Here is a 19,825-nt window from a genome sequence, read left to right as displayed (position 1 = left end):
CCACCGAGGTGATGCCATCGCCAGCAAGCCGGCTCCTACAGGGTCAGATTTACCAAGGAACAGGCGCACAGGATCAGGTTTGTCGTGAAACAGGCATAAAAAAACGCCCCGCTCTCAATGAGAACGGGGCGTTTTTTATGCGCGACGATCAAGCGAAGCTTGGTGTCTCGCTGCTTTCTTCAACCAGTTCCAGCGCGATGTTGTTCTGCGCGTTGATCTTGCGATACAGCGCAGCATCGGTTTCCAGAACCTTTTCCCGGGCCGGGAAGATTTCCGCCAGTTTGGCTGCCCACTCGCCGGACGCTTGGGCCGGGAAGCATTTTTCGATCAGTTCCAGCATGATCGAAACGGTCACCGACGCGCCTGGCGAAGCGCCCAGCAGGGCAGCAAGGGAACCGTCCTTGGCCGCGACCAGTTCGGTACCGAACTGCAGAACGCCGCCCTTTTTCGGGTCTTTCTTGATGATCTGCACCCGTTGGCCGGCCACTTCCAGGCGCCAGTCTTCGGCTTTCGCTTCAGGGTAGAAGCGACGCAGGGAATCCAGACGCTGCTCCATCGACTGCATCACTTCGCTGACCAGGTACTTGGTCAGGTCCATGTTGTTTTTCGCCACGGCCAGCATCGGGCCGATGTTGCCGGCGCGAACCGACATCGGCAGGTCCATGAAGGAGCCGTGCTTGAGGAACTTGGTGGTGAAACCGGCGTAAGGTCCGAACAGCAGGGACTTCTTGCCATCGACCACGCGAGTGTCCAGGTGCGGCACCGACATCGGTGGCGAACCCACGGCAGCCTGGCTGTACACCTTGGCCTGGTGATGCTTGACCACTTCCGGGTTGTCGCAACGCAGCCACTGGCCGCTGATCGGGAAGCCGCCGAAGCCTTTGCTTTCTTCGATGCCCGAGGCCTGCAACAGCGGCAATGCCGCGCCGCCCGCGCCGAGGAACACGAATTTTGCGTCGACTTCGCGGGTATTGCCGCTGTTGACGTCCTTGATGCTGACGGTCCAGCCGCCGTTGTTGCGCTTCAGGCCGGTCACACGCTTGCAGTACTTGACCTGGGCATCGGGTGCGCTGGTCAGGTGCTTGAGCAACTGGTTGGTCAGCGCGCCGAAGTTGACGTCGGTGCCATTGATCACACGGGTGGCGGCGAGGGTTTCGCCAGCGTCACGCCCCGGCATCATCAATGGCATCCAGTCGGCCATTTTTGCCTTGTCTTCGGTGTATTCCATGTCCGCGAAGGCGTGGTGCTTGCTCAGCACCTTGAAGCGTTCCTTGAGGAAGGACACGCCGCTGTCGCCCTGGACGAAGCTCAGGTGCGGCACCGGGCTGATGAAGGTCTTGCACGAGCCGAAGGTGCCTTTTTTGGTCAGGTAGGACCAGAACTGCTTCGACACTTCAAACTGAGTGTTGATGTGCACGGCTTTCTTGATGTCGACGGTGCCGTCGGCGGCCTGCGGCGTGTAATTGAGCTCACACAGCCCGGCGTGACCGGTACCGGCGTTGTTCCACGGGTTGGAACTCTCCGCGGCACCGGAATCCATCAGCTCGACGACTTCCAGCTTGATCGCGGGGTCGAGCTCTTTGAGCAGTACAGCGAGGGTGGCACTCATGATGCCGGCCCCAACCAGTACTACGTCGACTGCTTCGTTATGCGCCATTTAACGCGTCTCCAAAATCTGCAGCACCAAATTGTCGGCATGGCTGCCAGGCGTTCAGGGCGTGTCAGTGATGCCCCAGGTACCCATGGCAGTGTCGCCATGTCCGAATCTTCGCAATTTATCGCAACTTCGACGGACGCTACCGGCCGGGTTTATGAGGTCAATGAACTCATTTCAACGCGCGACTGGCAATTCGACTTATGGTCGAGACATCCGTTTGTGCAACCAAATCCGTAGCGGACAGGCTTCAGGCTCCGGTGTTCGAGGAATACTCGGTCCTGTGTCGTTGGGCTGTTTCAGACGCTAATGGTGCATGTTCAGACGCAAAACTATTCATTTGCTCGCCACACTCTTGTGAAGTTGTGAAAACCCGTTTTTTTCACGCTCTTTTGAAGACGTGAACCTCAAAAAAGGGCTGTCCCAGCCTGGCACCGTGCCCGGATGGATCGCCGCCATGGAATACATGACAGGCAAAACGGGCAAACAGCTCAGTGACCGAGCGTAATGACAGCTCTGCAGATTCGCGAAAAGTGGGGTTTTTGCTCAAGGAACAGCAAGCGCGCCAGCTTCACTCGATCTGTGTGGGCGGCTCTCTGTGGGCGGTGCGGGGTGCCAATACCGAAGCATTGACGATTGCTGCGAGGCCCGATCAGGAGACGTCCTTATAATCGGGGGGAGATTGTATCTAAGAAACGCGGGGAAATGGACGTGTTTAATGACTTTTATTAGGCGTCTGGTCAGGTCGCCAGCAGTTGTTGAGCGCGAGCGCGGGGTTGGCGCTGGTTGACACGGGCGCTGGCGGGCAGGGGATGGTGCAGCCAGTTGAGGCGGATTTCTTCGATTTCGACCCAGCCATCGCCCATCGGCTGGAGGCTGCACTGCTTGAATGCCTGGCAATGGCCGTTGCGGTCGAGCAGGGCGAAGCAGCGATGCAACGGGCGCGGTGTGAACAGGGAGACGAGAAGGCGCATGGCAAATACCTCGTGGGATTTACCGCATACGTTGTCAGCAAGTCGTGACGCGCAGGTGAAAGGAGGGTGAACGATGTGTGACAGGAACCGCGGTCCACGGGGTTTGTCTGAGATTCTGGTATTCGTTGCATGACGCTAGTTACCCGCAGTGGCGCACCGCTATACTGCCGGCCTGTTTGTGCCTGATTCTGGAGAGAAGAGCATGTTGCAACGCCTGTTGTTCGGTTTGATCACTGTGACCAGTTTGACCCTGGTTGGCTGCGCCCACAGCCCGCAACAACTGAGTCCGGAGCCGAAGCTGACCACTCAGCTGGCACCGGTCGGCCATGGCCAGCCAGTCGTGGTGCGTGTGGTGGACGGTCGTCCGTCGCCAACCCTGGGCACCCGTGGCGGCCTGTATCCGGAGACCAGCGCGATCACGGTGCAGGGCGCGCAGATTCTGCCGAAGCTGCAGGCCCAGGCCGAAGCGGCCGTGCGCTTGCTCGGCTTTACCCCGACTAACAATGCGCCGAATGCCCCGCAACTGACCGTGACCCTGGCCGAGCTGAAGTATCAGTCGCCTAAAGAAGGCATGTATGTGACCGAGGCGACCATCGGCGCGACCTTCCGCTCTGACGTGCAGAACGCCAACCGCCGCTACAGCGGTCGTTACGGTGCATCCCTGGATCAGCGTTTCGGCATGGCGCCAAACCAGGAAACCAACACCAAGCTGGTCAGCGATGTGTTGAGCGATGCATTGACGCGCCTGTTCAAGGACCCGACCGTGGGTCAGATTCTCGGCGAATAAGTTTTCGCTGAAATCAAAAAGCCCGGCGCCAGCAATGGCCCCGGGCTTTTTTGTGCCTGCACCGCCGATCCCGTGTAGGAGCGAGGCTTGCCCGCGAAGACGGTGTGTCAGGCGACATCAATGTTGAATGAGAGGCCGCCTTCGCGGGCAAGCCTCGCTCCTACAAGGGGGCTGCGGTGTCAGGCGGCTTGCGAGTAAAACTCCAGCACACTCACGCCTGTCAGCAAATCCGCCTCCGGCAGGTCCGCATGTTGATGCCCGCCCAGCGCGCAATACACCAGCCAATGACGATCCTGAACGTTGAAGGCAAGGCTGCCGACCAAAGTTTGTTGTTCGTCGCTTTGAGCAATGAGGTAGAGGCGATCCTGGTTTTCAGCGTGCAGCATGACGGTGTCCATGTCGGTTTTGGTGGGGCGAGAGATTGGCGCATTCAGATGACGAAGCCGTGACGCAGGACAGGAATCTGCCAAATGGTGAGTTATTTATCGTATAGCGGCGGGCAGGAGGGACGGCTTTCGGTAGAATCCGCGCCGCGGTCGTCGATCTGGCTTCCGCCACACCAGTTTTGTCCGAGGTTCGTGATGTCGCTGCATTTGATGACGCTGTTTACCGCCCATCCCGCCAAATTGATCAACCTGCTCGCCTTGCTGCTGGCCTTTCCGGGCAGCTGGCTGTTGCACGCCACGCGTCGTCGCGAACAACGCGCGTTGGCCAGCCTCGAAGCGCGGAGCCAGAGCCGTCGCATCGATGAGCCAATGTTGATGCTGGATGGTGCGACCTTGCGCATGAACCGGTTTTTCTATCGCTTCGGTTTCGCCTGCCTGGGGTTGGCGCTGCTGGTGTCTTGGATCAGCACGCGGGTCTGAACACACCGTAAAACCAATGTGGGAGTGAGCCTGCTCGCGATAGCGCTGTATCAGCTACAGAGATGTCGGCTGACACAGCGCTATCGCGAGCAGGCTCACTCCCACAGGGTTTGTATCCAGGCCGGAGTTACAGCGGCAACCCGGCCTTCACACGGTACTGATTACGCACCGGCGTAGCGTATTGCAGCACCAGGAACGGACGATGTTCTTCCGGGCAAGCGTCCAGGCGCTGTTGCCATTCTTCCTGGGCTTTCGCCAGTTCGTCGGCGGCAAACACATCAGACGCTTTCGGTACCTGCAGCTGCGGGTCGGCATCCTTCCACTGCGCGTAAGCCAGGTAGTGCACCGGGAACAAGCGGTAGCCGCCGAGAATCTGCTTGTCCATCTCGATCGCCAATTGCTTGGTGTCTTCGAACAGCTCGGTGATCGGCGCGGCGAAGTTCACGTGGACTCGACCCTTGTAGCCAGTGATTCCCTTGGCGATGCTCACATCGTCCTCGCCCGGCACTTTGGTGTAGCTGCCGGTGGTGGCGCGGATGTAGAGCTCGCGGGCCTTGGCCTGGTCGCACGGGTCGTATTCGTAGCTGATCGACACCGGGGTGACGTTCAGCGAGCGGATGACTTCGCCGAACGGCTCGTCCTTGCGGCTCATGTGGAACATCTTGAGGATCGCCGACTCGGTGCGGTCGTCGCCGTCCTTGGCCCGGCCTTCGGCCTGCGCGATCCAGATCGAGGCGCAATCGTTGCGGATCGAGTGGTTGATGTACGCCGACAACAGCTGATAAGCCGCCATTTTCTCGCGGCGACCGGTGATCGAACGGTGCACGATGAAGCTCTTGTTCAGGCGCATCAGGTCGCTGACGAAGGGCTTTTGCAGCAAGTTGTCGCCAATCGCGATGCGCGGCGTCGGCAGGCCTGCGTGGTACACGGCATAGTTGACGAAGGCCGGGTCCATCACGATGTCGCGGTGGTTGGCGATGAACAGGTAGGCGCTGCCGGACTTGAATTGCTCGACGCCGGTGTACGTGACACCGTCCGTGGCGCGCTCGATGGTGTGGTCGACGTAATACTCGACTTTGTCCTGCAGCGTGGCCACCGAATCGATGCCGGCGAACTCACGGCGCAGCCGATGAGCTATAAGAGGTTTGAGCATCCAGCCGAAGGCACCGGCAAAACGCGGGAAGCGGAAGTGGGTGAGGATATCTAGAAACGCCTTGTCGCCGAGCAAGCGTGCCAGCACCGCTGGGACTTCGCTGTCGTCGTAAGGTCGGATGGCATCGAATTCGCCCATCATGCTCTCTTGTTAGAAACGGCTAGGGTAAGTAAAGGTTTTGATCGAAAACCAACGGGGCACGGTCTGAAAAGTTAGCCAGACAAAAATAGCCCTGCAAATAGACCGGCGATTATACGCACAAGTCACTTGGGAGACCGCGATGCTGGAAGCTGCAGTGTATGAATGTCCGTATTGTGGTGAAGAGGTCGAGACGACTGTGGATTTGTCGGCGGGTGATCAGACCTATATCGAGGACTGTCAGGTGTGTTGTCGGCCAATTAAGTTTGTGTTGCAGGTTCATGGAGAGGAGTGGCATCTCGAAGTGTTCAGCGAGAACGAGTGAGGGCATCCATGCAGCGAATCTACGAACCGGAAAACCTGATGGAAGGCGAGTTGCTGCAAAGCATGTTGGCCAGCGAGGGCGTCGAGGCGCATCTGATCGGCCGCGATTTGCTCGGCGGCACCGGCGAATTGCCGATCTTCGGCCTGCTGGGCTTGTCGGTGGATAACGACCAGGCCGAATACGCCCGGGAGTTGATCACCGCGTACAATGCCGCGCTGCCGATGCCCGGCGATGAACCGGAAAGCTTTCCCGGTACGCTGGTCTGTTAGGCTGACGTTCGTTTGATCAAGAGTCGTGTTGCCCCATGTGTGGACGTTATGCCCTGTTTCGCTGGAACCCCGCCTTCGCGGCCCTGCCTGGCTTCCCTGCCGATCAGCAGGCCCAGTGGAATATTTCTCCCAATGATTCGGTGTTGATGCTGCGTGCCGGCGCCGACGGCGAGCGTGAATTGGCCCGCGCCCGCTGGGGTTTGACGCCGCCGTGGCTCACCGATCTGTCCCGCACGCCGGCCCATGCCCGCGCCGAAACCGTGGCCGAGCAACCGATGTTTCGCCAGGCCCTGCGCGAGCGCCGCTGCCTGTTGCCGGCCAATGGTTTTTACGAATGGCGCGGCACGACGCGCAAGCGCCCGTATTGGCTGACGCCGGGGGAGGGCTCGACGCTGTTTTTCGCGGCGATCTGGGAGGCGTATCCGGTACAGGAACAGGTGTGGCTGAGCACGGCTGTGATCACGCAACCGGCGGCGAGTCAGCGTCGGCCGTTGATCCTGGATGCGGCGGGGCAGGAGGCGTGGCTCGATCCCGAGACGCCGTTGCATGTGTTGCAGGGATTACTGGCCAGTGAACCCGCGGCGTTGCGCGAGCGGGTGTTGGCGAATCTGGTGAATGATCCGAAGTTGAATGGGCCGGAGTGTTTGACCCCCGGCTGATGGGGTGTCTGGGCTGACGTCTTCGCGGGCAAGCCTCGCTCCTACAGGTTCGATAATCCCCTGTAGGAGCGAGCGGTGCGGCGATCCGACTTGCCCGCGAAGAGGCCCTCGTGGTACACAAATTTTGTGTTCACTGAAGATCAACTGTGGGAGCGAGCCTGCTCGCGATAAGGTCCGCAGGACCTTCCGGCAATCCTTAAACCTTGAACTGATTGATCAACCGCCGCTGCTGCTCGGCCAGCTTGGTCAACCCCGCACTCGCCGCGCTTGATTCATCCGCACCGCCCGCCACTTCATTGGCCACTTGCCCAATGTTGATCACGTTCCGGTTGATGTCATCCGCCACCGCACTCTGTTCCTCGGCTGCGCTGGCAATCTGCGTGTTCATGTCGTTGATCACCGACACCGCCTGAGTGATCGCATCCAGCGCTTCAGCCGCTTTCGCCGCATGCTGCACGCTTTCGTCGGTGCGGTTCTGGCTGTCTTCCATCACCCGCACCACATCGCGCGTGCCTTGTTGCAGCTGCTGGATCATGGTCTGGATTTCTTCGGTGGCCTTCTGGGTTTTCTGCGCGAGGTTGCGCACCTCATCGGCCACCACCGCAAAGCCACGGCCCTGCTCGCCGGCGCGTGCCGCTTCAATGGCGGCGTTCAAGGCCAGCAGGTTGGTCTGCTCGGCGATGCCGCGAATGGCGGTGAGGATCGCGTTGATGTTCTCGCTGTCCTTGGCCAGGTTTTGCACCACGCCGACAGCCTTGCCGATTTCCACGGCCAGCACACCGATCGAGTTCGACGTATCCCGCACGATCTGTTTGCCCTGAGAGGCCGCCTGATCTGCATGGCTGGCCGCTTGCGCCGCCTGGGTCGCGTTGCGCGCCACGTCCTGGGCGGTAGCGGTCATTTCATGCACCGCCGTGGCGACCTGATCGATCTCGACCATTTGTTTCTGTACGCCAATGTTGGTGCGGATGGCGATGTCAGCGGTGTGTTCCGACGAATCGCTGACGCTCTGCACCGACGTCACCACTTGGGTGATCATCGCCTGCAACTTGGCGAGGAAAGTGTTGAAGCCTTTGGCGATCGAGCCCAGTTCGTCGGCGCGATCACTGGTCAGACGGCGCGTCAGGTCGCCTTCACCTTTGGCAATGTCATCGAGCATGGCCACCATTTGTTTCAGTGGGCGAGCAATGCCGTGGCCCACCAGCCAGATCACCAGCAAACCGACGCCGGCGATCAGCAGACCGACCATGGCCATGCCGAAGGTGTCGGATTTGCGCTGGGTATTCAGGTCGGCCTGGAGTTTTTGCAGGTCGGCCATCACCGCGTTCAGCGGCAGTTGCAGCATCAGCGTCCAGCGGGCGTCGGTCTGGCCGATGCCGAACGGCAGGTACAACTCGATCCGGCCCTGGGCCTTGTCGACGGTGTAGGTGACTTCGCCGCGCTTCAGATTGGCCATGTTGGCGATCTGCTGGCTGTCGAGGATGTCACTGACCTTCTCGCCGAATTTGCTCGGGTCCTTGGTGTAGGCAACGATCCGGCCATTACCGCCGATCAGCGCCATGACGCCCGAGCCGTTGTACAACTTCTGGTTCGCGCCCAGGAGCATTTCCTGGATGAAGTTCACCGAGAGGTCGGCGCCGACGATGCCCTGGAACGCACCGTTGAGCATGATCGGTTCAATAAAGGACGCGAGCATGACGATTTTGTCGCCGACCTTGTAGGGCGCCGGATCGATCACGCAGGATTTTTTGGTTTCTTTCGAGCACAGGTAGTACTCGCTGGCGCGCACGCCGGTAGACAGGGTTTTCTGGTCGTCGACGTCCACCAGTTTGTCCAGGCCCAGGCTGCCGTCTTCGTTGCGGAACCACCACGGCAGGAAGCGCCCGTTGCTGGCGTCGATGCCGACGACCTTGGTGTCGACGTAGGCTGCGTCGTTGTGGTCAAGGGCGTTTTTCTCCCAACCGATGTAGGTGCCGAGAATCTTCGGGTTTTTGGCGACGTTTTCCTTGATCAGGCTGATCAATTGCTCGCGGCTCAGGTTCAGTTGCGGCTGGCCATCGGCGCCTGGCGTGCCGATCAGGGCGTTGACCCGCACCAGTCCGCCGGCAATCAGCAGCGGCGCTTCGAGTTCACGCTGGATCTGGCTGACCTGGGTTTGCGCCAGGGACGTCAGGCGCTGCTCGATGACTTGCTCGAATTGCGCCTGGGTCCGATCCTGAACCATGTCTTGCGTCCGTGCGCCTGAAAACAGCGCGTACAGCACCAGGGCCGCCACGACACTTAATACGATGGCACCAGCGAGGGCCGCCACGGAAAACTGGATGGACTTGAATTTCATGGGTGCTCCGCACGCAAGAGGACTTCTGCGGTGCTGTATCGGCAGGGGGCTCGAGGGCCATGAGTGAGGTGTGACGAAATGGCTGTTTTGGAGCCGTCGATGTCGCAATTGAATCATTGCCGGCCGTGACTGGCCGTGGCGGGTGGCGGTATGTGAATTTTTTCCTACTGTTGATGAGAGCTTTGTCCGAAATCCACGTCTGTATGTCTGTTGTATCTGGCGCCGATACAAATCGACGCCTAGGATACGCGGCATGTTTCGAGGGAGTTTTGTGATGAACAAGCGATTGGTTTTGTGTGCTCTGAGCGCGGGTCTGCTGCTCGCGGGTTGTCAGTCGGTCAACACCACCAGCGGCGGAGCCGTGGGCGTGGAGCGCAAGCAGTACATGTTCAGCATGTTGTCCTCGGACGAGGTCAACCAGATGTACGCCCAGTCTTATCAAAAGACCGTTGGCGAGGCGACCAACAAAGGTGTGCTGGACAAGACCAGCAACGATGCCAAGCGCATCCAGGTGATCGCTGATCGGCTGATCGCCCAGGCGCCGATTTTCCGTCCGGATTCGGCCCAGTGGAAATGGGAAGTCAACCTGATCAAGAGTGATGAGCTCAACGCCAACTGCGGGCCTGGCGGCAAGATCATTTTCTACACCGGGCTGATCGACAGCCTGCAACTGACCGACGATGAAATCGCCGCGATCATGGGCCATGAAATCGCCCACGCCCTGCGTGAGCACGGTCGTGAAGCGATGTCCAAGGCGTACGGCATCGAAATGGCCAAGCAGGGCGCGGGTGCCTTGCTCGGTCTGGGCCAGGACAGCCTGGCCCTGGCGGACACCGTGGCCAACTACGGCATGACGCTGCCCAACAGTCGCGCCAACGAAAACGAAGCGGACCTGATCGGCCTGGAACTGGCGGCCCGCGCCGGTTACAACCCGAACGCCGCGATCACCCTGTGGAACAAGATGAGCAAGGCTTCGGAAGGTTCGCCACCGGAGTTCATGAGCACTCACCCGGCGTCGTCCAGTCGGATTGCGTCGTTGCAGGCGGCGATTCCGAAGGTGATGCCGTTGTACGAGAACGCGCGGAAGTCCTGATAGTTATGTTTTGAAGCCTCGGGCCTCATCGCGAGCAGGCTCGCTCCCACAGGTGATTGCATTCCAATGTGGGAGCGAGCCTGCTCGCGATGAACGATAACGCGGTCTAACGACCTACGACGTTACAGCCACCCGCTGCTCTGCATCGCCTTGTACACCGCGACAATCGCCAGGACGAAGAACGCCGACGCCGCCAGTCGACGAATCAGGGTCAATGGCAATTTGTCCGCCGCAAAGTTACCCGCCAAAACCACCGGCACGTTGGCAATCAACATGCCCAGGGTGGTGCCGATAATCACCAGCCACAGTTCCGGGTATTGCGCGGCCAGCATCACGGTCGCGATCTGGGTCTTGTCACCGATTTCCGCGAGGAAGAACGCGATCAATGTTGTCAGGAACGGCCCGAATTTGCGGGCGGTGCTGGCTTCATCGTCATCCATCTTGTCCGGCACCAAAGTCCACAATGCCGTCGCAGCGAAGCTCGCGGCGAGGATCCAGTGCAACACCGCATCCGAGAAGAAACTGCCGACCCAGGCACCTACCGCACCGGCTGCCGCGTGGTTGGCCAGGGTGGCGGCGACGATGCCGGCGATGATTGGCCACGGTTTGCGAAAGCGGGCAGCAAGGATGAGCGCGAGCAGTTGCGTCTTGTCGCCGATTTCGGCCAAGGCAACGATTGCGGTGGGAACGAGAAGTGAATCCAGCATCAGGGTTTTCCTAAGGGGCGGGTCGACACGGCTATGACACGTACAGCCTTCCCGCCCCGGGTAAGGTGTTCGTGTCATAGGTCTTGTCAAACCCTGGCGATCCGTCTGATGCGGACGCTTGGGTCGCATACGCCATGGTCTGAGGACCAAGTATGTTGACGTATGCCGGACGAGCATGGCGCTCGTGGGAGACTACTCCCCTAGGACGGAGCGGATTCTGCCTAGGCAAATCCGATAGGGCAAGTACAAATTGCTAACCGCGTTTGGCCCGGTAGATTCGGAAACCCTGACCTTCGGCCTTGATCGCACACACGCCGAGGTGCTCTTCGATCAGCGGTTGGTACTTCAGGAAGCTGTTCGCAACCAAGCGAAGTTCGCCGCCGTTTTTCAGATGTTTGGCGGCTTTTCGCAGCAAGTTCTCGGTGGCGAAGTAATCGGTGTGCACGCCGACATGGAACGGCGGGTTGCTCAGAATCGCGCTCAAACCCATCGGCGCGGCATCGATTCCGTCACCGGTAATGACGTCCGCTTCCAGACCATTGGCAGCCAGGGTCAAGCGACTGCTGGCGGCGGCAAACGCATCCACGTCGAGCAGCGTGACCTGATTGTGCGGATAACGACGTTTGACCGCCGCGCCCAAAACACCGGCGCCGCAACCGAAGTCCAGCAAATGGCCGCTTGGCAATTTGTCCAGGTGTTCCAGCAACAACGCGCTGCCGCGATCCAGCCGACCGTGGCTGAATACGCCCGGCAGGCTGATGACTTTCAGCGGCCCTTCGGCCAGCGGCAATTCGTAGGTCTGGGCCAGGCTTTCCAGGGATTTGGCTTGCGGCGCATCGGCCACGGTGACCAGCCACAGCTGGCAATGACGCGCACTGTCGAGCTTGCGCGGTTTGCCAAACGGGTTCAGTTGTTTGGCCGCGCCTTCGATGCCGCTGCGTTTTTCACCCACCAGGTACAACTCGCGTCCGGCCAGGCGAGAGGCGAGGGCGTTGAGGATGTAATCGGTGAGGTCCTTGGATTTGGGCAGAAACACCACGGCGGTGTCGAATTCGCGCTCGGGCACAGTCACGCCAAAATGGCTGCGCTCGGTGAAGCGGGCATCCAGCGCGGCCTGATCACCGGCGTGCCAGCACCAGCCGTGGGCGTCGGGCAGGCGCCCGAGCAAATCATCGGCGGGCAAACCGGCCAGCAGCACCGAACCCTGGAATAACTCGGCCTGACGAAGCAGTACTTCACTGCGCGGATCCATACTCTGCTCCTTGAAAAAAAGTGCCGCAGTTTATCAACTGACGACCCGCAGCGCCTTACCGCTGAAGTATCCCTGCGCGTTTTCGGTCAATTGGCCAACGATCCGCTGCCGCGCCTCGCGACTGCCCCAGGCGTTGTGCGGCGTAACGATCAGGCGTGGAATGTCGGCGGCGAGCAACGGGTTGCCGGCGCTCGGCGGTTCGACGCTCAACACGTCGGTGGCCGCACCGCCGAGGTGGCCGTTACGCAAGGCATCGGCCAGCGCCTGTTCATCAATCAGGCCGCCACGGGCGGTGTTGACCACAAAAGCGCCGGGTTTCATCGAGGCCAGTTCGCGGGCGCCGATGAAGTGGCGAGTGTGTTCGTTGAGCGGGCAGTGCAACGTCAGCGCGTCGATTTGCGGCAGCAGTTCATCCAGCGGTAAACGGTCCGGCCGGGCGGGGCGCCCCGGAATCTGCCCGAGCAGCACGCGCATGCCGAAGGCTTCGGCCAGTCGTGCGACCGCGCCGCCCAGTTCGCCATGACCGAGCAAACCGAGGGTTTTGCCTTCCAGTTCGACAATCGGGTAGTCCAGCAGGCAGAACTGTTTCGCCTGTTGCCAGCGACCTTCACCGACGGCTTTCTGATAATCGGCGAGGCGCGTCGCCAGGTTCAGCAGCAGCATGATTGTGTGCTGCGCCACCGATGGCGTGCCGTAACCCTGGCAGTTGCAGACGGTCACGCCATGGGCGCGGGCGGCGGCGAGATCGACGTTATTGGTGCCGGTGGCGGTGATCAGGATCAGCTTCAGTTCGGGGCTGGCGGCGATGGCGGCGGCATCGATCAGGATTTTGTTGCTGATGGCGACGGTGGCGCCCTTGAGGCGTTCGATCACTTGATCCTGCGTGGTCTGCGCAAACAGTTGCAAATCATCGAAGCAGGCGCGCAATGGGCTGAGGTCGAGATCGCCGAGGTCCAGCGAGGGATGGTCGAGGAAAACGGCGCGGCGAGAGTTCGTCATCAACTGTACCTTTTGTGCATTGAACTGAAGGCGTAATCTGCCGAGCCTACCAGATGAAACAAATCGTTACGCATCATCGGATAGCACGCTGACCCCTGTGGGAGCGAGACCGGCTTGCCGGCGAAAATGGTGTGTCAGACAAGAGTTTTGCGACTGACACTCCCTCATCGCGAGCAGGGCTCGCTCCCACAGGGATTGCGGACACCTTGAGCGTACTTTTATCGATCTGCCTTTTGAGGAGCCCGCATGTATTGGACAGAGTTTTTGACCGTTGCCCTGATTCACCTGCTGGCCGTCGCCAGTCCCGGCCCGGATTTCGCCGTGGTGGTGCGTGAGAGCGTGACCCACGGTCGTCGCGCCGGCACCTGGACGGCGATGGGTGTCGGTACGGCGATTTTCCTGCACGTTGGCTATTCGCTGCTCGGTATCGGCCTGATCGTGTCCCAGTCGATCGTACTGTTCAACGCCTTGAAATGGGCCGCCGCCGCGTATCTGCTGTACATCGGTTTCAAAGCCCTGCGCGCGCAACCGGCCAAGGCGGTGACTGACGATCTGCACAAGGAAGCGGGTGAGCGCACCGCTCGCGGCGCCTTCACCTCGGGTTTCGTGACCAACGGTCTGAACCCGAAAGCCACGCTGTTCTTCCTGTCGTTGTTCACTGTGGTGATCAATCCGCATACGCCATTGGCGGTGCAGGCCGGTTACGGGGTTTACCTGGCGGCGGCGACGGCTTTCTGGTTCTGCCTGGTGGCGATGCTGTTCAGCCAGCAGCGTGTACGCGCCGGTTTCGCCCGCATGGGCCACTGGTTCGACCGGACCATGGGCGCCGTGCTGATCGCCATCGGCGTGAAACTCGCGTTTACCGAGATGCATTGATCTTGTAGGAGCCAGCTTGCTGGCGATGGTCTTTAACGATGACGCATCTATTCTGGAAAGGATGCGGCGCCTGCAAGACCATCGCCAGCAAGCCGGCTCCTACAGGTCTGGACAGTAGTTAAATGCTGGCGCAACGCTAGCATTTGCTGAATGTTGCAAATCATTCCTTCGGCTGATTTGGTTGTCATGGAAGGGCACTAGAGTGCTTACTTTCAGCCACGACCGTGCAGTCAGAAAAGGGATTCTTATGTTGCAGACTCGCGTTATCCCCCCAGCCGAAGGCGCTTACCAGTATCCGCTGCTGATCAAACGGCTGCTGATGTCCGGCGCGCGCTATGAGAAAACCCGCGAGATCATTTACCGCGATCAATTGCGCTACAGCTATCCGACCCTGATCGAACGGGTCGCACGCCTGGCCAACGTGCTGACGGCGGCCGGCGTCAAGGCCGGCGATACCGTGGCGGTGATGGACTGGGACAGCCATCGTTATCTGGAATGCATGTTTGCCATTCCGATGATCGGCGCGGTGATCCACACCATCAACGTGCGCCTGTCGCCGGAACAGATCCTCTACACCATGAATCACGCCGAGGACCGCTTCGTGCTGGTCAACAGCGAATTCGTCGGGCTGTACAACGCGATTGCCGGGCACCTGACCACCGTCGAGAAAACCCTGCTGCTGACCGACTTGCCGGAAAAAACCGCCGACCTGCCGAACCTCGTCGGTGAATACGAGCAGTTGCTGGCGGCCGCGAGCACGCAGTACGACTTCCAGGATTTCGACGAAAATTCGGTCGCGACCACCTTCTATACCACCGGCACCACCGGCAATCCCAAAGGCGTGTACTTCACCCATCGGCAACTGGTGCTGCACACCATGGGCGTGTCGACCATCATGGGCGCCATCGACAGTGTGCGGCTGTTGGGCACCAACGACGTGTACATGCCGATCACCCCGATGTTCCATGTGCACGCCTGGGGCTTGCCGTATGTGGCAACCATGCTCGGGCTCAAGCAGGTTTATCCGGGGCGCTACGATCCCGAATACCTGGTGGAGCTGTGGCGCAAGGAAAAGGTCACCTTCTCGCATTGCGTACCGACCATCCTGCAGATGGTTCTCAACGCCAAGGCGGCGCAGGGCACCGACTTCGGCGGCTGGAAAATCGTCATCGGCGGCAGTGCATTGAATCGTGCGTTGTACGAAGCCGCCAAAGCCAAAGGCATTCAGCTGACCGCCGCGTACGGCATGTCGGAAACCGGCCCGCTGGTTTCCTGTGCGCACCTCAACGATGAGCTGATGGCGGGCACCGAAGACGAACGCACCACGTACCGGATCAAGGCCGGCGTGCCGGGGCCTTTGGTGGAAGCGGCCATTGTCGACACCGACGGTAACTTCCTGCCCGCCGATGGCGAGACCCAGGGTGAATTGGTGCTGCGTGCGCCGTGGCTCACCGAAGGCTATTTCAATGAGCCGCAGAAGGGCGCGGAGCTCTGGGCCGGTGGCTGGCTGCACACCGGGGACGTGGCGACGCTGGACAGCATGGGCGTGATCGACATTCGCGACCGGATCAAGGACGTGATCAAGACCGGCGGCGAATGGATTTCCTCTCTGGACCTGGAAGACCTGATCAGTCGCCATGCAGCGGTACGCGAAGTAGCAGTGGTGGGCATTGCCGATCCGCAGTGGGGCGAGCGCCCGTTTGCCTTGCTGGTGATCCGTGAGGGCCATGTAATCGGGGCCAGGGAACTCAAGGAGCACCTCAAGCCATTTGTGGAGCTGGGGCACCTGAGCAAGTGGGCCATCCCGAGCCAGATCGCCCTTGTTACTGAAATTCCCAAGACCAGTGTCGGCAAACTCGACAAGAAGCGAATTCGCCTCGACATCACTGAATGGCAAGCCAACAACAGCACCTTCCTCTCGACGCTTTAAGCGCCTTCCGGCGTGCCCGAAATGGCACGCCAGCCCCACCAAGCAAGCGCTTGGCTTGTGAAATCAGAATTTTCAGCCATCATTCCCGTGCCGACAGGTGTCGGCTTGGCGAAAGGACTGTTCCAGAGTGGCCGGCAGCTGCAAATCACACTTTAGAGGGATCAAGCAGTACTACCTGCTGGCTATAGTCCGCTCAAGGATTTTTAAGAACGGGGCACACGCACAAAACGGGGCGATGCAACTTTGGAGTGAATTCGGAATGCCTTGGCTTCCGGTCAACCACAGCGTTTTTAAAAGTACTCACTGCCATAACAATAATGCACATGGAGTAGCGTCGATGACATCAGTAAACCAGTTCTGGCGCCGGGCAAAACTGCCTCTGGCTGTCAGTCTTGCCTCTTCGCTCGCCGGGCCCGCATTCGGCGTCAGTTTCAACGTTGGTGAAATCGAAGGTCAGTTCGACTCATCCCTGTCGATTGGTGCCAGTTGGTCTACCGAGAGTGCCAACAAGAACCTCATCGGCGTCAACAACGGTGGTCGTGGCCTGTCCCAGACCTCCGATGACGGCCACTTGAACTTCAAGAGCGGGGAAACCTTCTCGAAGATCTTCAAAGGCATCCATGACCTTGAATTGAAGTACGGCGACACCGGCATCTTCGTCCGGGGCAAATACTGGTATGACTTCGAACTCAAGGACGAAGACCGTCCGTTCAAGGACATCAGCGACAACAACCGCAAGGAAGGCGCCAAGTCCTCCGGCGGGCAAATTCTCGACGCCTTCGTCTACCACAACTACTCGGTTGCCGATCAGCCGGGTTCCGTGCGTCTGGGCAAACAAGTGGTCAGCTGGGGCGAGAGTACGTTCATCGGCGGCGGCATCAACTCGATCAACCCGATCGACGTTTCCGCGTTCCGCCGTCCAGGTGCCGAGATCAAGGAAGGCCTGATCCCGGTCAACATGTTCTACGTGTCCCAGAGCCTGACCGAGAACCTTTCCACGGAAGCGTTCTATCAACTGGAATGGGACCAGACCGTTACCGACAACTGCGGTACGTTCTTCTCGCAACCGGACGTGATTTCCGATGGCTGCGATAACAACCTGGCCGTGCTGCGGACCCGTAACGGGCTCAACAACTCGTTGGCGGCCGCTCGTTTGCCAGCCGCCTCGCGCAACGCGGTCCTCAACACGCTGGCTGCCAGGGGCGTGAACTGGGGTAACCCGGACGAAGGCGCGATCGTTCGTCGTGGTCCGGATCGCGATGCGCGTGACAGTGGCCAGTTCGGCGTGTCCTTCAAGTACATGTTCGAGCCGCTGGACACCGAATTCGGTGCCTACATGATGAACTACCACAGCCGTGCGCCGATTTTCAGCGGCAAGGGGGCTCCGGCGAGCGCCTATAACGCACAGGCACTGGGTGGCGCTCTGACTGGCGCACTGGTTGGCACAGGCATTCCGCTGGGAACCGCAGCTGGCATCGTGGGTGGCGCGAACGGACTGGCGGCGCAAACCCTGCCATTGGTGGTGGCGGGTAACTCCAGCTACTTCATCGAATACCCGGAAGACATTCGGCTTTATGGCCTGAGCTTCTCCACCACGTTGCCTACCGGCACCGCCTGGAGTGGTGAGTTCAGCTACCGTCCGAACGCACCGGTACAGCTCAACACCACCGACATCCTCTTTTCCGGCCTGACGCCACTGAACCCGAGCGTTTCCGTGCTGCAAGGGCAGCCTGGTGCGGATCAGCATGGCTATCGTCGCAAGGAAGTGTCTCAACTGCAGACAACCTTCACCCACTTCTTCGATCAGGTGATGGGTGCCGAGCGACTGACGTTGGTGGGCGAGGTTGGCTGGACTCACGTCGGCGGCCTGGAAAGCACTTCGAAAGCCCGTTACGGACGTGACCCGAGCTACGGCCCAGGTCCATTGCCAAACGGTCAGTGCCAGGCATTGAACGCTTCGACCCTGGCAGGCGGTCCGCAAAACAACGTCAACCGCTACTGCGAAAACGATGGCTTCACCACGACTGACTCCTGGGGCTATCGCGCTCGTGCGATCTGGGAATACAACGACGTGATCGCCGGTGTGAACTTCAAGCCGAACATCGCCTGGTCCCATGACGTCGACGGTTACTCACCTGGCCCTGGCGGCAACTTCGAGGAAGGTCGCAAAGCGGTCAGCCTGGGTCTCGATGCCGAGTACCAGAACACCTACACCGCGTCCCTGGCCTACACCAACTTCTTTGACGGCAAGTACACCACCGTGGATGACCGCGACTTCGTTGCGCTCAGCTTCGGCGTGAACTTCTAAGCACTGCATTTTCAGGACGAACACACCTATGAAAACAACAAAGAGTCTGTTCAACGCTGGAGTTCTGGGGCTAACGCTGCTGGCGACCAGTGTGATGGCAGCGGTCCCTGCGGCCGAAGCGGACAAGCTGGGCAAGAGCCTGACGCCAATGGGCGCCGAGATGGCGGGCAATGCTGACGGTTCGATTCCAGCCTGGAAGCCGATGGCGAAGAACGCCGGCACCGCCGACGCCAAAGGTTTCCTGTCCGACCCGTTCGCCAGTGAAAAACCGCTGTTCACCATCACGGCGCAGAACGTCGATCAGTACAAGGACAAGCTTGCTCCAGGCCAGTACGCGATGTTCAAGCGTTACCCGGAAACCTTCAAGATGCCGGTTTACCCGTCCCATCGCGGCGCGACCGTGCCGGATGACGTGTTCGCTGCCATCAAGAGAAACGCCACCGCCACGGAGCTGGTGTCCGGCGGCAACGGGCTGAAAAACTTCGAGACAGCCGTACCGTTCCCGATTCCAAAGAGCGGCGTTGAGGTTATCTGGAACCACATCACCCGTTATCGCGGTGGCAGCGTGACCCGTCTGGTGACCCAGGCCACCCCGCAGCCGAACGGCTCGTACAGCTTGGTGTACTTCCAGGATCAGTTCGTATTCCGCGACAAGATGAAGGATTACGATCCGGCGAACCCGGGCAACATCCTGTTCTACTTCAAACAGGAAGTGACCGCGCCTGCACGTCTGGCCGGTGGTGTGCTGCTGGTGCACGAAACCCTCGATCAGGTGGCGGAACCACGTTCGGCGTGGGTCTACAACGCCGGTCAGCGTCGTGTGCGTCGTGCTCCGCAAGTGTCTTATGACGGGCCGGGTACCGCGGCGGACGGCCTGCGTACCTCCGACAACCTGGACATGTACAACGGTGCACCGGATCGTTACGACTGGAAGCTCGAAGGCAAGAAAGAGATGTACATCGCCTCCGACAGCTACAAGCTCGACGATCCGAAGCTGAAGTACGCCGACATCATCAAGGCCGGTCACATCAACCAGGACCTGGCTCGTTACGAGCTGCGCCGGGTCTGGCATGTGGTCGCAACGTTGAAGGAAGGTCAGCGTCACATCTACGCCAAGCGTGACTTCTACATCGACGAAGATACCTGGCAAGCAGCGGTCATTGATCACTACGACGGTCGTAACCAGCTCTGGCGTGTGGCGGAAGCTCACTCCCAGAACTACTACAACGTTCAAGTGCCTTGGTACACCCTGGAAGCCCTCTACGACCTGCAGTCCGGCCGTTACCTGGCACTGGGCATGAAGAACGAAGAGAAGTCGGCATACAACTTCGGTTTCACTGCCACCACCAGCGACTTCACGCCGGCGGCATTGCGTCAGACCGGGGTTCGTTAACCTGAACTGAACAGAGGCCGCATCCTCGAAAGAAGCCCCGACTGGTTCGGGGCTTTTTTTTGTTCGTAGACTTTTTGTAGCCATTTGTAGCAATAACCTTCATT

General features: G+C 59.8%; 18 protein-coding genes, 1 pseudogene and 1 riboswitch. Of the genes and pseudogenes, 10 read left to right on the top strand and 9 right to left on the bottom strand.

Going from position 1 to position 19,825, the window contains the following annotated elements; all coding sequences use genetic code 11:
- Nucleotides 1-148: 148 nt before the first annotated feature.
- Together mqo and KGA97_RS19295 are read right to left on the bottom strand one after the other, a co-directional pair.
- A complete protein-coding gene (gene mqo, locus KGA97_RS19300; RefSeq protein WP_008025902.1) occupies nt 149-1,657 on the bottom strand; it encodes a malate dehydrogenase (quinone) in 1,509 nt (502 codons plus the stop codon).
- A gap of 737 nt (nt 1,658-2,394) precedes the next feature.
- A complete protein-coding gene (locus KGA97_RS19295; RefSeq protein WP_008025904.1) occupies nt 2,395-2,628 on the bottom strand; it encodes a hypothetical protein in 234 nt (77 codons plus the stop codon).
- 202 nt (nt 2,629-2,830) lie between these two features.
- Here KGA97_RS19295 and KGA97_RS19290 point away from each other — a divergent pair, with 202 nt between their 5' ends.
- Complete coding sequence (locus KGA97_RS19290) at nt 2,831-3,415, top strand: YajG family lipoprotein (protein WP_192228955.1); 585 nt, start codon at nt 2,831-2,833, stop codon at nt 3,413-3,415.
- 179 nt (nt 3,416-3,594) lie between these two features.
- On the opposite strand, the gene KGA97_RS19285 is transcribed toward KGA97_RS19290, so the two are convergent.
- Nucleotides 3,595-3,801, bottom strand: coding sequence for a hypothetical protein (locus tag KGA97_RS19285; RefSeq protein ID WP_008025908.1), 207 nt, complete (start codon nt 3,799-3,801; stop codon nt 3,595-3,597).
- Between the two features lie 195 nt (nt 3,802-3,996).
- On the opposite strand from KGA97_RS19285, the gene KGA97_RS19280 reads away from it, so the two are divergent.
- A complete protein-coding gene (locus KGA97_RS19280) occupies nt 3,997-4,281 on the top strand; it encodes a hypothetical protein (protein ID WP_192228956.1) in 285 nt (94 codons plus the stop codon).
- Between the two features lie 127 nt (nt 4,282-4,408).
- Here the strand turns inward: KGA97_RS19280 and KGA97_RS19275 are convergent, their stop codons facing one another.
- Nucleotides 4,409-5,572 carry a 1-acyl-sn-glycerol-3-phosphate acyltransferase gene (locus tag KGA97_RS19275; RefSeq protein WP_223481293.1) on the bottom strand — a complete coding sequence of 388 codons (1,164 nt, stop codon included), beginning with the start codon at nt 5,570-5,572 and terminating at the stop codon, nt 4,409-4,411.
- A 142-nt stretch (nt 5,573-5,714) separates the two neighbouring features.
- Between KGA97_RS19275 and KGA97_RS19270 the strand changes: the two genes are divergently transcribed.
- Genes KGA97_RS19270 through KGA97_RS19260 form a run of 3 tightly spaced genes read left to right on the top strand, consistent with a single transcriptional unit; the run spans nt 5,715 to nt 6,825 of the window.
- Entirely contained in the window at nt 5,715-5,897 is a 183-nt protein-coding gene (locus KGA97_RS19270; RefSeq protein WP_223481292.1) for a CPXCG motif-containing cysteine-rich protein, read from the top strand.
- An 8-nt stretch (nt 5,898-5,905) separates the two neighbouring features.
- The gene (locus tag KGA97_RS19265; RefSeq protein ID WP_223481291.1) at nt 5,906-6,166 is read left to right on the top strand and encodes a putative signal transducing protein; all 261 of its coding nucleotides are present in this window, start codon (nt 5,906-5,908) and stop codon (nt 6,164-6,166) included.
- Between the two features lie 35 nt (nt 6,167-6,201).
- Nucleotides 6,202-6,825 (top strand): SOS response-associated peptidase, encoded by a 624-nt coding sequence (locus KGA97_RS19260; RefSeq protein ID WP_008037251.1) that lies wholly within the window; start codon nt 6,202-6,204, stop codon nt 6,823-6,825.
- 196 nt (nt 6,826-7,021) lie between these two features.
- On the opposite strand, the gene KGA97_RS29625 is transcribed toward KGA97_RS19260, so the two are convergent.
- Nucleotides 7,022-7,765 carry a methyl-accepting chemotaxis protein gene (locus tag KGA97_RS29625; RefSeq protein WP_411738707.1) on the bottom strand — a complete coding sequence of 248 codons (744 nt, stop codon included), beginning with the start codon at nt 7,763-7,765 and terminating at the stop codon, nt 7,022-7,024.
- A gap of 111 nt (nt 7,766-7,876) precedes the next feature.
- Nucleotides 7,877-8,074, bottom strand: a pseudogene (locus tag KGA97_RS29620) (HAMP domain-containing protein); the annotation flags it as partial.
- Between the two features lie 1,363 nt (nt 8,075-9,437).
- On the opposite strand from KGA97_RS29620, the gene KGA97_RS19250 reads away from it, so the two are divergent.
- On the top strand, nt 9,438-10,256 hold the full coding sequence (locus KGA97_RS19250; RefSeq protein ID WP_192228959.1) for a M48 family metallopeptidase: 819 nt from the start codon (nt 9,438-9,440) through the stop codon (nt 10,254-10,256).
- Between the two features lie 122 nt (nt 10,257-10,378).
- Here KGA97_RS19250 and KGA97_RS19245 read toward each other — a convergent pair whose 3' ends face one another.
- The 3 genes from KGA97_RS19245 to KGA97_RS19235 form a co-directional block, all read right to left on the bottom strand.
- Nucleotides 10,379-10,963 (bottom strand): TMEM165/GDT1 family protein, encoded by a 585-nt coding sequence (locus KGA97_RS19245; RefSeq protein WP_008037256.1) that lies wholly within the window; start codon nt 10,961-10,963, stop codon nt 10,379-10,381.
- An 89-nt stretch (nt 10,964-11,052) separates the two neighbouring features.
- Nucleotides 11,053-11,176: riboswitch (yybP-ykoY riboswitch) on the bottom strand.
- Nucleotides 11,177-11,216: 40 nt separating this feature from the next.
- Nucleotides 11,217-12,215: a class I SAM-dependent methyltransferase gene (locus KGA97_RS19240; RefSeq protein WP_008037258.1), complete on the bottom strand. Its 999-nt coding sequence runs from the start codon at nt 12,213-12,215 to the stop codon at nt 11,217-11,219.
- Between the two features lie 33 nt (nt 12,216-12,248).
- Complete coding sequence (locus KGA97_RS19235; protein WP_192419212.1) at nt 12,249-13,214, bottom strand: 2-hydroxyacid dehydrogenase; 966 nt, start codon at nt 13,212-13,214, stop codon at nt 12,249-12,251.
- Nucleotides 13,215-13,460: 246 nt separating this feature from the next.
- On the opposite strand from KGA97_RS19235, the gene KGA97_RS19230 reads away from it, so the two are divergent.
- The 4 genes from KGA97_RS19230 to KGA97_RS19215 all read left to right on the top strand — a co-directional run bounded on the left by KGA97_RS19230 (nt 13,461) and on the right by KGA97_RS19215 (nt 19,721).
- Nucleotides 13,461-14,090, top strand: coding sequence for a LysE family translocator (locus KGA97_RS19230; protein ID WP_223481290.1), 630 nt, complete (start codon nt 13,461-13,463; stop codon nt 14,088-14,090).
- Nucleotides 14,091-14,337: 247 nt separating this feature from the next.
- Nucleotides 14,338-16,020, top strand: a complete 1,683-nt coding sequence (locus KGA97_RS19225) for a fatty acid--CoA ligase (protein ID WP_008025929.1) — start codon at nt 14,338-14,340, stop codon at nt 16,018-16,020.
- A gap of 337 nt (nt 16,021-16,357) precedes the next feature.
- Complete coding sequence (locus KGA97_RS19220) at nt 16,358-18,328, top strand: DUF1302 domain-containing protein (RefSeq protein ID WP_008037261.1); 1,971 nt, start codon at nt 16,358-16,360, stop codon at nt 18,326-18,328.
- A 28-nt stretch (nt 18,329-18,356) separates the two neighbouring features.
- Nucleotides 18,357-19,721 (top strand): DUF1329 domain-containing protein, encoded by a 1,365-nt coding sequence (locus KGA97_RS19215; RefSeq protein WP_008037263.1) that lies wholly within the window; start codon nt 18,357-18,359, stop codon nt 19,719-19,721.
- The last annotated feature ends 104 nt before the right edge of the window (nt 19,722-19,825 follow it).

Source organism: Pseudomonas sp. BF-B-15 (assembly GCF_019946675.1).
Classification (GTDB): Bacteria; Pseudomonadota; Gammaproteobacteria; order Pseudomonadales; family Pseudomonadaceae; genus Aquipseudomonas; species Aquipseudomonas migulae.
Note: the sequence above shows the minus strand (reverse complement) of the source record. Positions and strands in the feature narration are given on the sequence as shown.

Bases quoted from the DNA above. Each gene is read 5' to 3' on its own strand.
- KGA97_RS19290 (WP_192228955.1), top strand. From the start codon at position 2,831: ATGTTGCAACGCCTGTTGTTCGGTTTGATCACTGTGACCAGTTTGACC.
- mqo (WP_008025902.1), bottom strand. From the start codon at position 1,657: ATGGCGCATAACGAAGCAGTCGACGTAGTACTGGTTGGGGCCGGCATC.
- KGA97_RS19265 (WP_223481291.1), top strand. From the start codon at position 5,906: ATGCAGCGAATCTACGAACCGGAAAACCTGATGGAAGGCGAGTTGCTG.
- KGA97_RS19260 (WP_008037251.1), top strand. From the start codon at position 6,202: ATGTGTGGACGTTATGCCCTGTTTCGCTGGAACCCCGCCTTCGCGGCC.
- KGA97_RS19250 (WP_192228959.1), top strand. From the start codon at position 9,438: ATGAACAAGCGATTGGTTTTGTGTGCTCTGAGCGCGGGTCTGCTGCTC.
- KGA97_RS19295 (WP_008025904.1), bottom strand. From the start codon at position 2,628: ATGCGCCTTCTCGTCTCCCTGTTCACACCGCGCCCGTTGCATCGCTGC.
- KGA97_RS19280 (WP_192228956.1), top strand. From the start codon at position 3,997: ATGTCGCTGCATTTGATGACGCTGTTTACCGCCCATCCCGCCAAATTG.
- KGA97_RS19225 (WP_008025929.1), top strand. From the start codon at position 14,338: ATGTTGCAGACTCGCGTTATCCCCCCAGCCGAAGGCGCTTACCAGTAT.
- KGA97_RS19215 (WP_008037263.1), top strand. From the start codon at position 18,357: ATGAAAACAACAAAGAGTCTGTTCAACGCTGGAGTTCTGGGGCTAACG.
- KGA97_RS19220 (WP_008037261.1), top strand. From the start codon at position 16,358: ATGACATCAGTAAACCAGTTCTGGCGCCGGGCAAAACTGCCTCTGGCT.
- KGA97_RS19270 (WP_223481292.1), top strand. From the start codon at position 5,715: ATGCTGGAAGCTGCAGTGTATGAATGTCCGTATTGTGGTGAAGAGGTC.
- KGA97_RS19230 (WP_223481290.1), top strand. From the start codon at position 13,461: ATGTATTGGACAGAGTTTTTGACCGTTGCCCTGATTCACCTGCTGGCC.
- KGA97_RS19275 (WP_223481293.1), bottom strand. From the start codon at position 5,572: ATGGGCGAATTCGATGCCATCCGACCTTACGACGACAGCGAAGTCCCA.
- KGA97_RS19235 (WP_192419212.1), bottom strand. From the start codon at position 13,214: ATGACGAACTCTCGCCGCGCCGTTTTCCTCGACCATCCCTCGCTGGAC.
- KGA97_RS19245 (WP_008037256.1), bottom strand. From the start codon at position 10,963: ATGCTGGATTCACTTCTCGTTCCCACCGCAATCGTTGCCTTGGCCGAA.
- KGA97_RS19285 (WP_008025908.1), bottom strand. From the start codon at position 3,801: ATGCTGCACGCTGAAAACCAGGATCGCCTCTACCTCATTGCTCAAAGC.
- KGA97_RS19240 (WP_008037258.1), bottom strand. From the start codon at position 12,215: ATGGATCCGCGCAGTGAAGTACTGCTTCGTCAGGCCGAGTTATTCCAG.
- KGA97_RS29625 (WP_411738707.1), bottom strand. From the start codon at position 7,765: ATGGTCGAGATCGATCAGGTCGCCACGGCGGTGCATGAAATGACCGCT.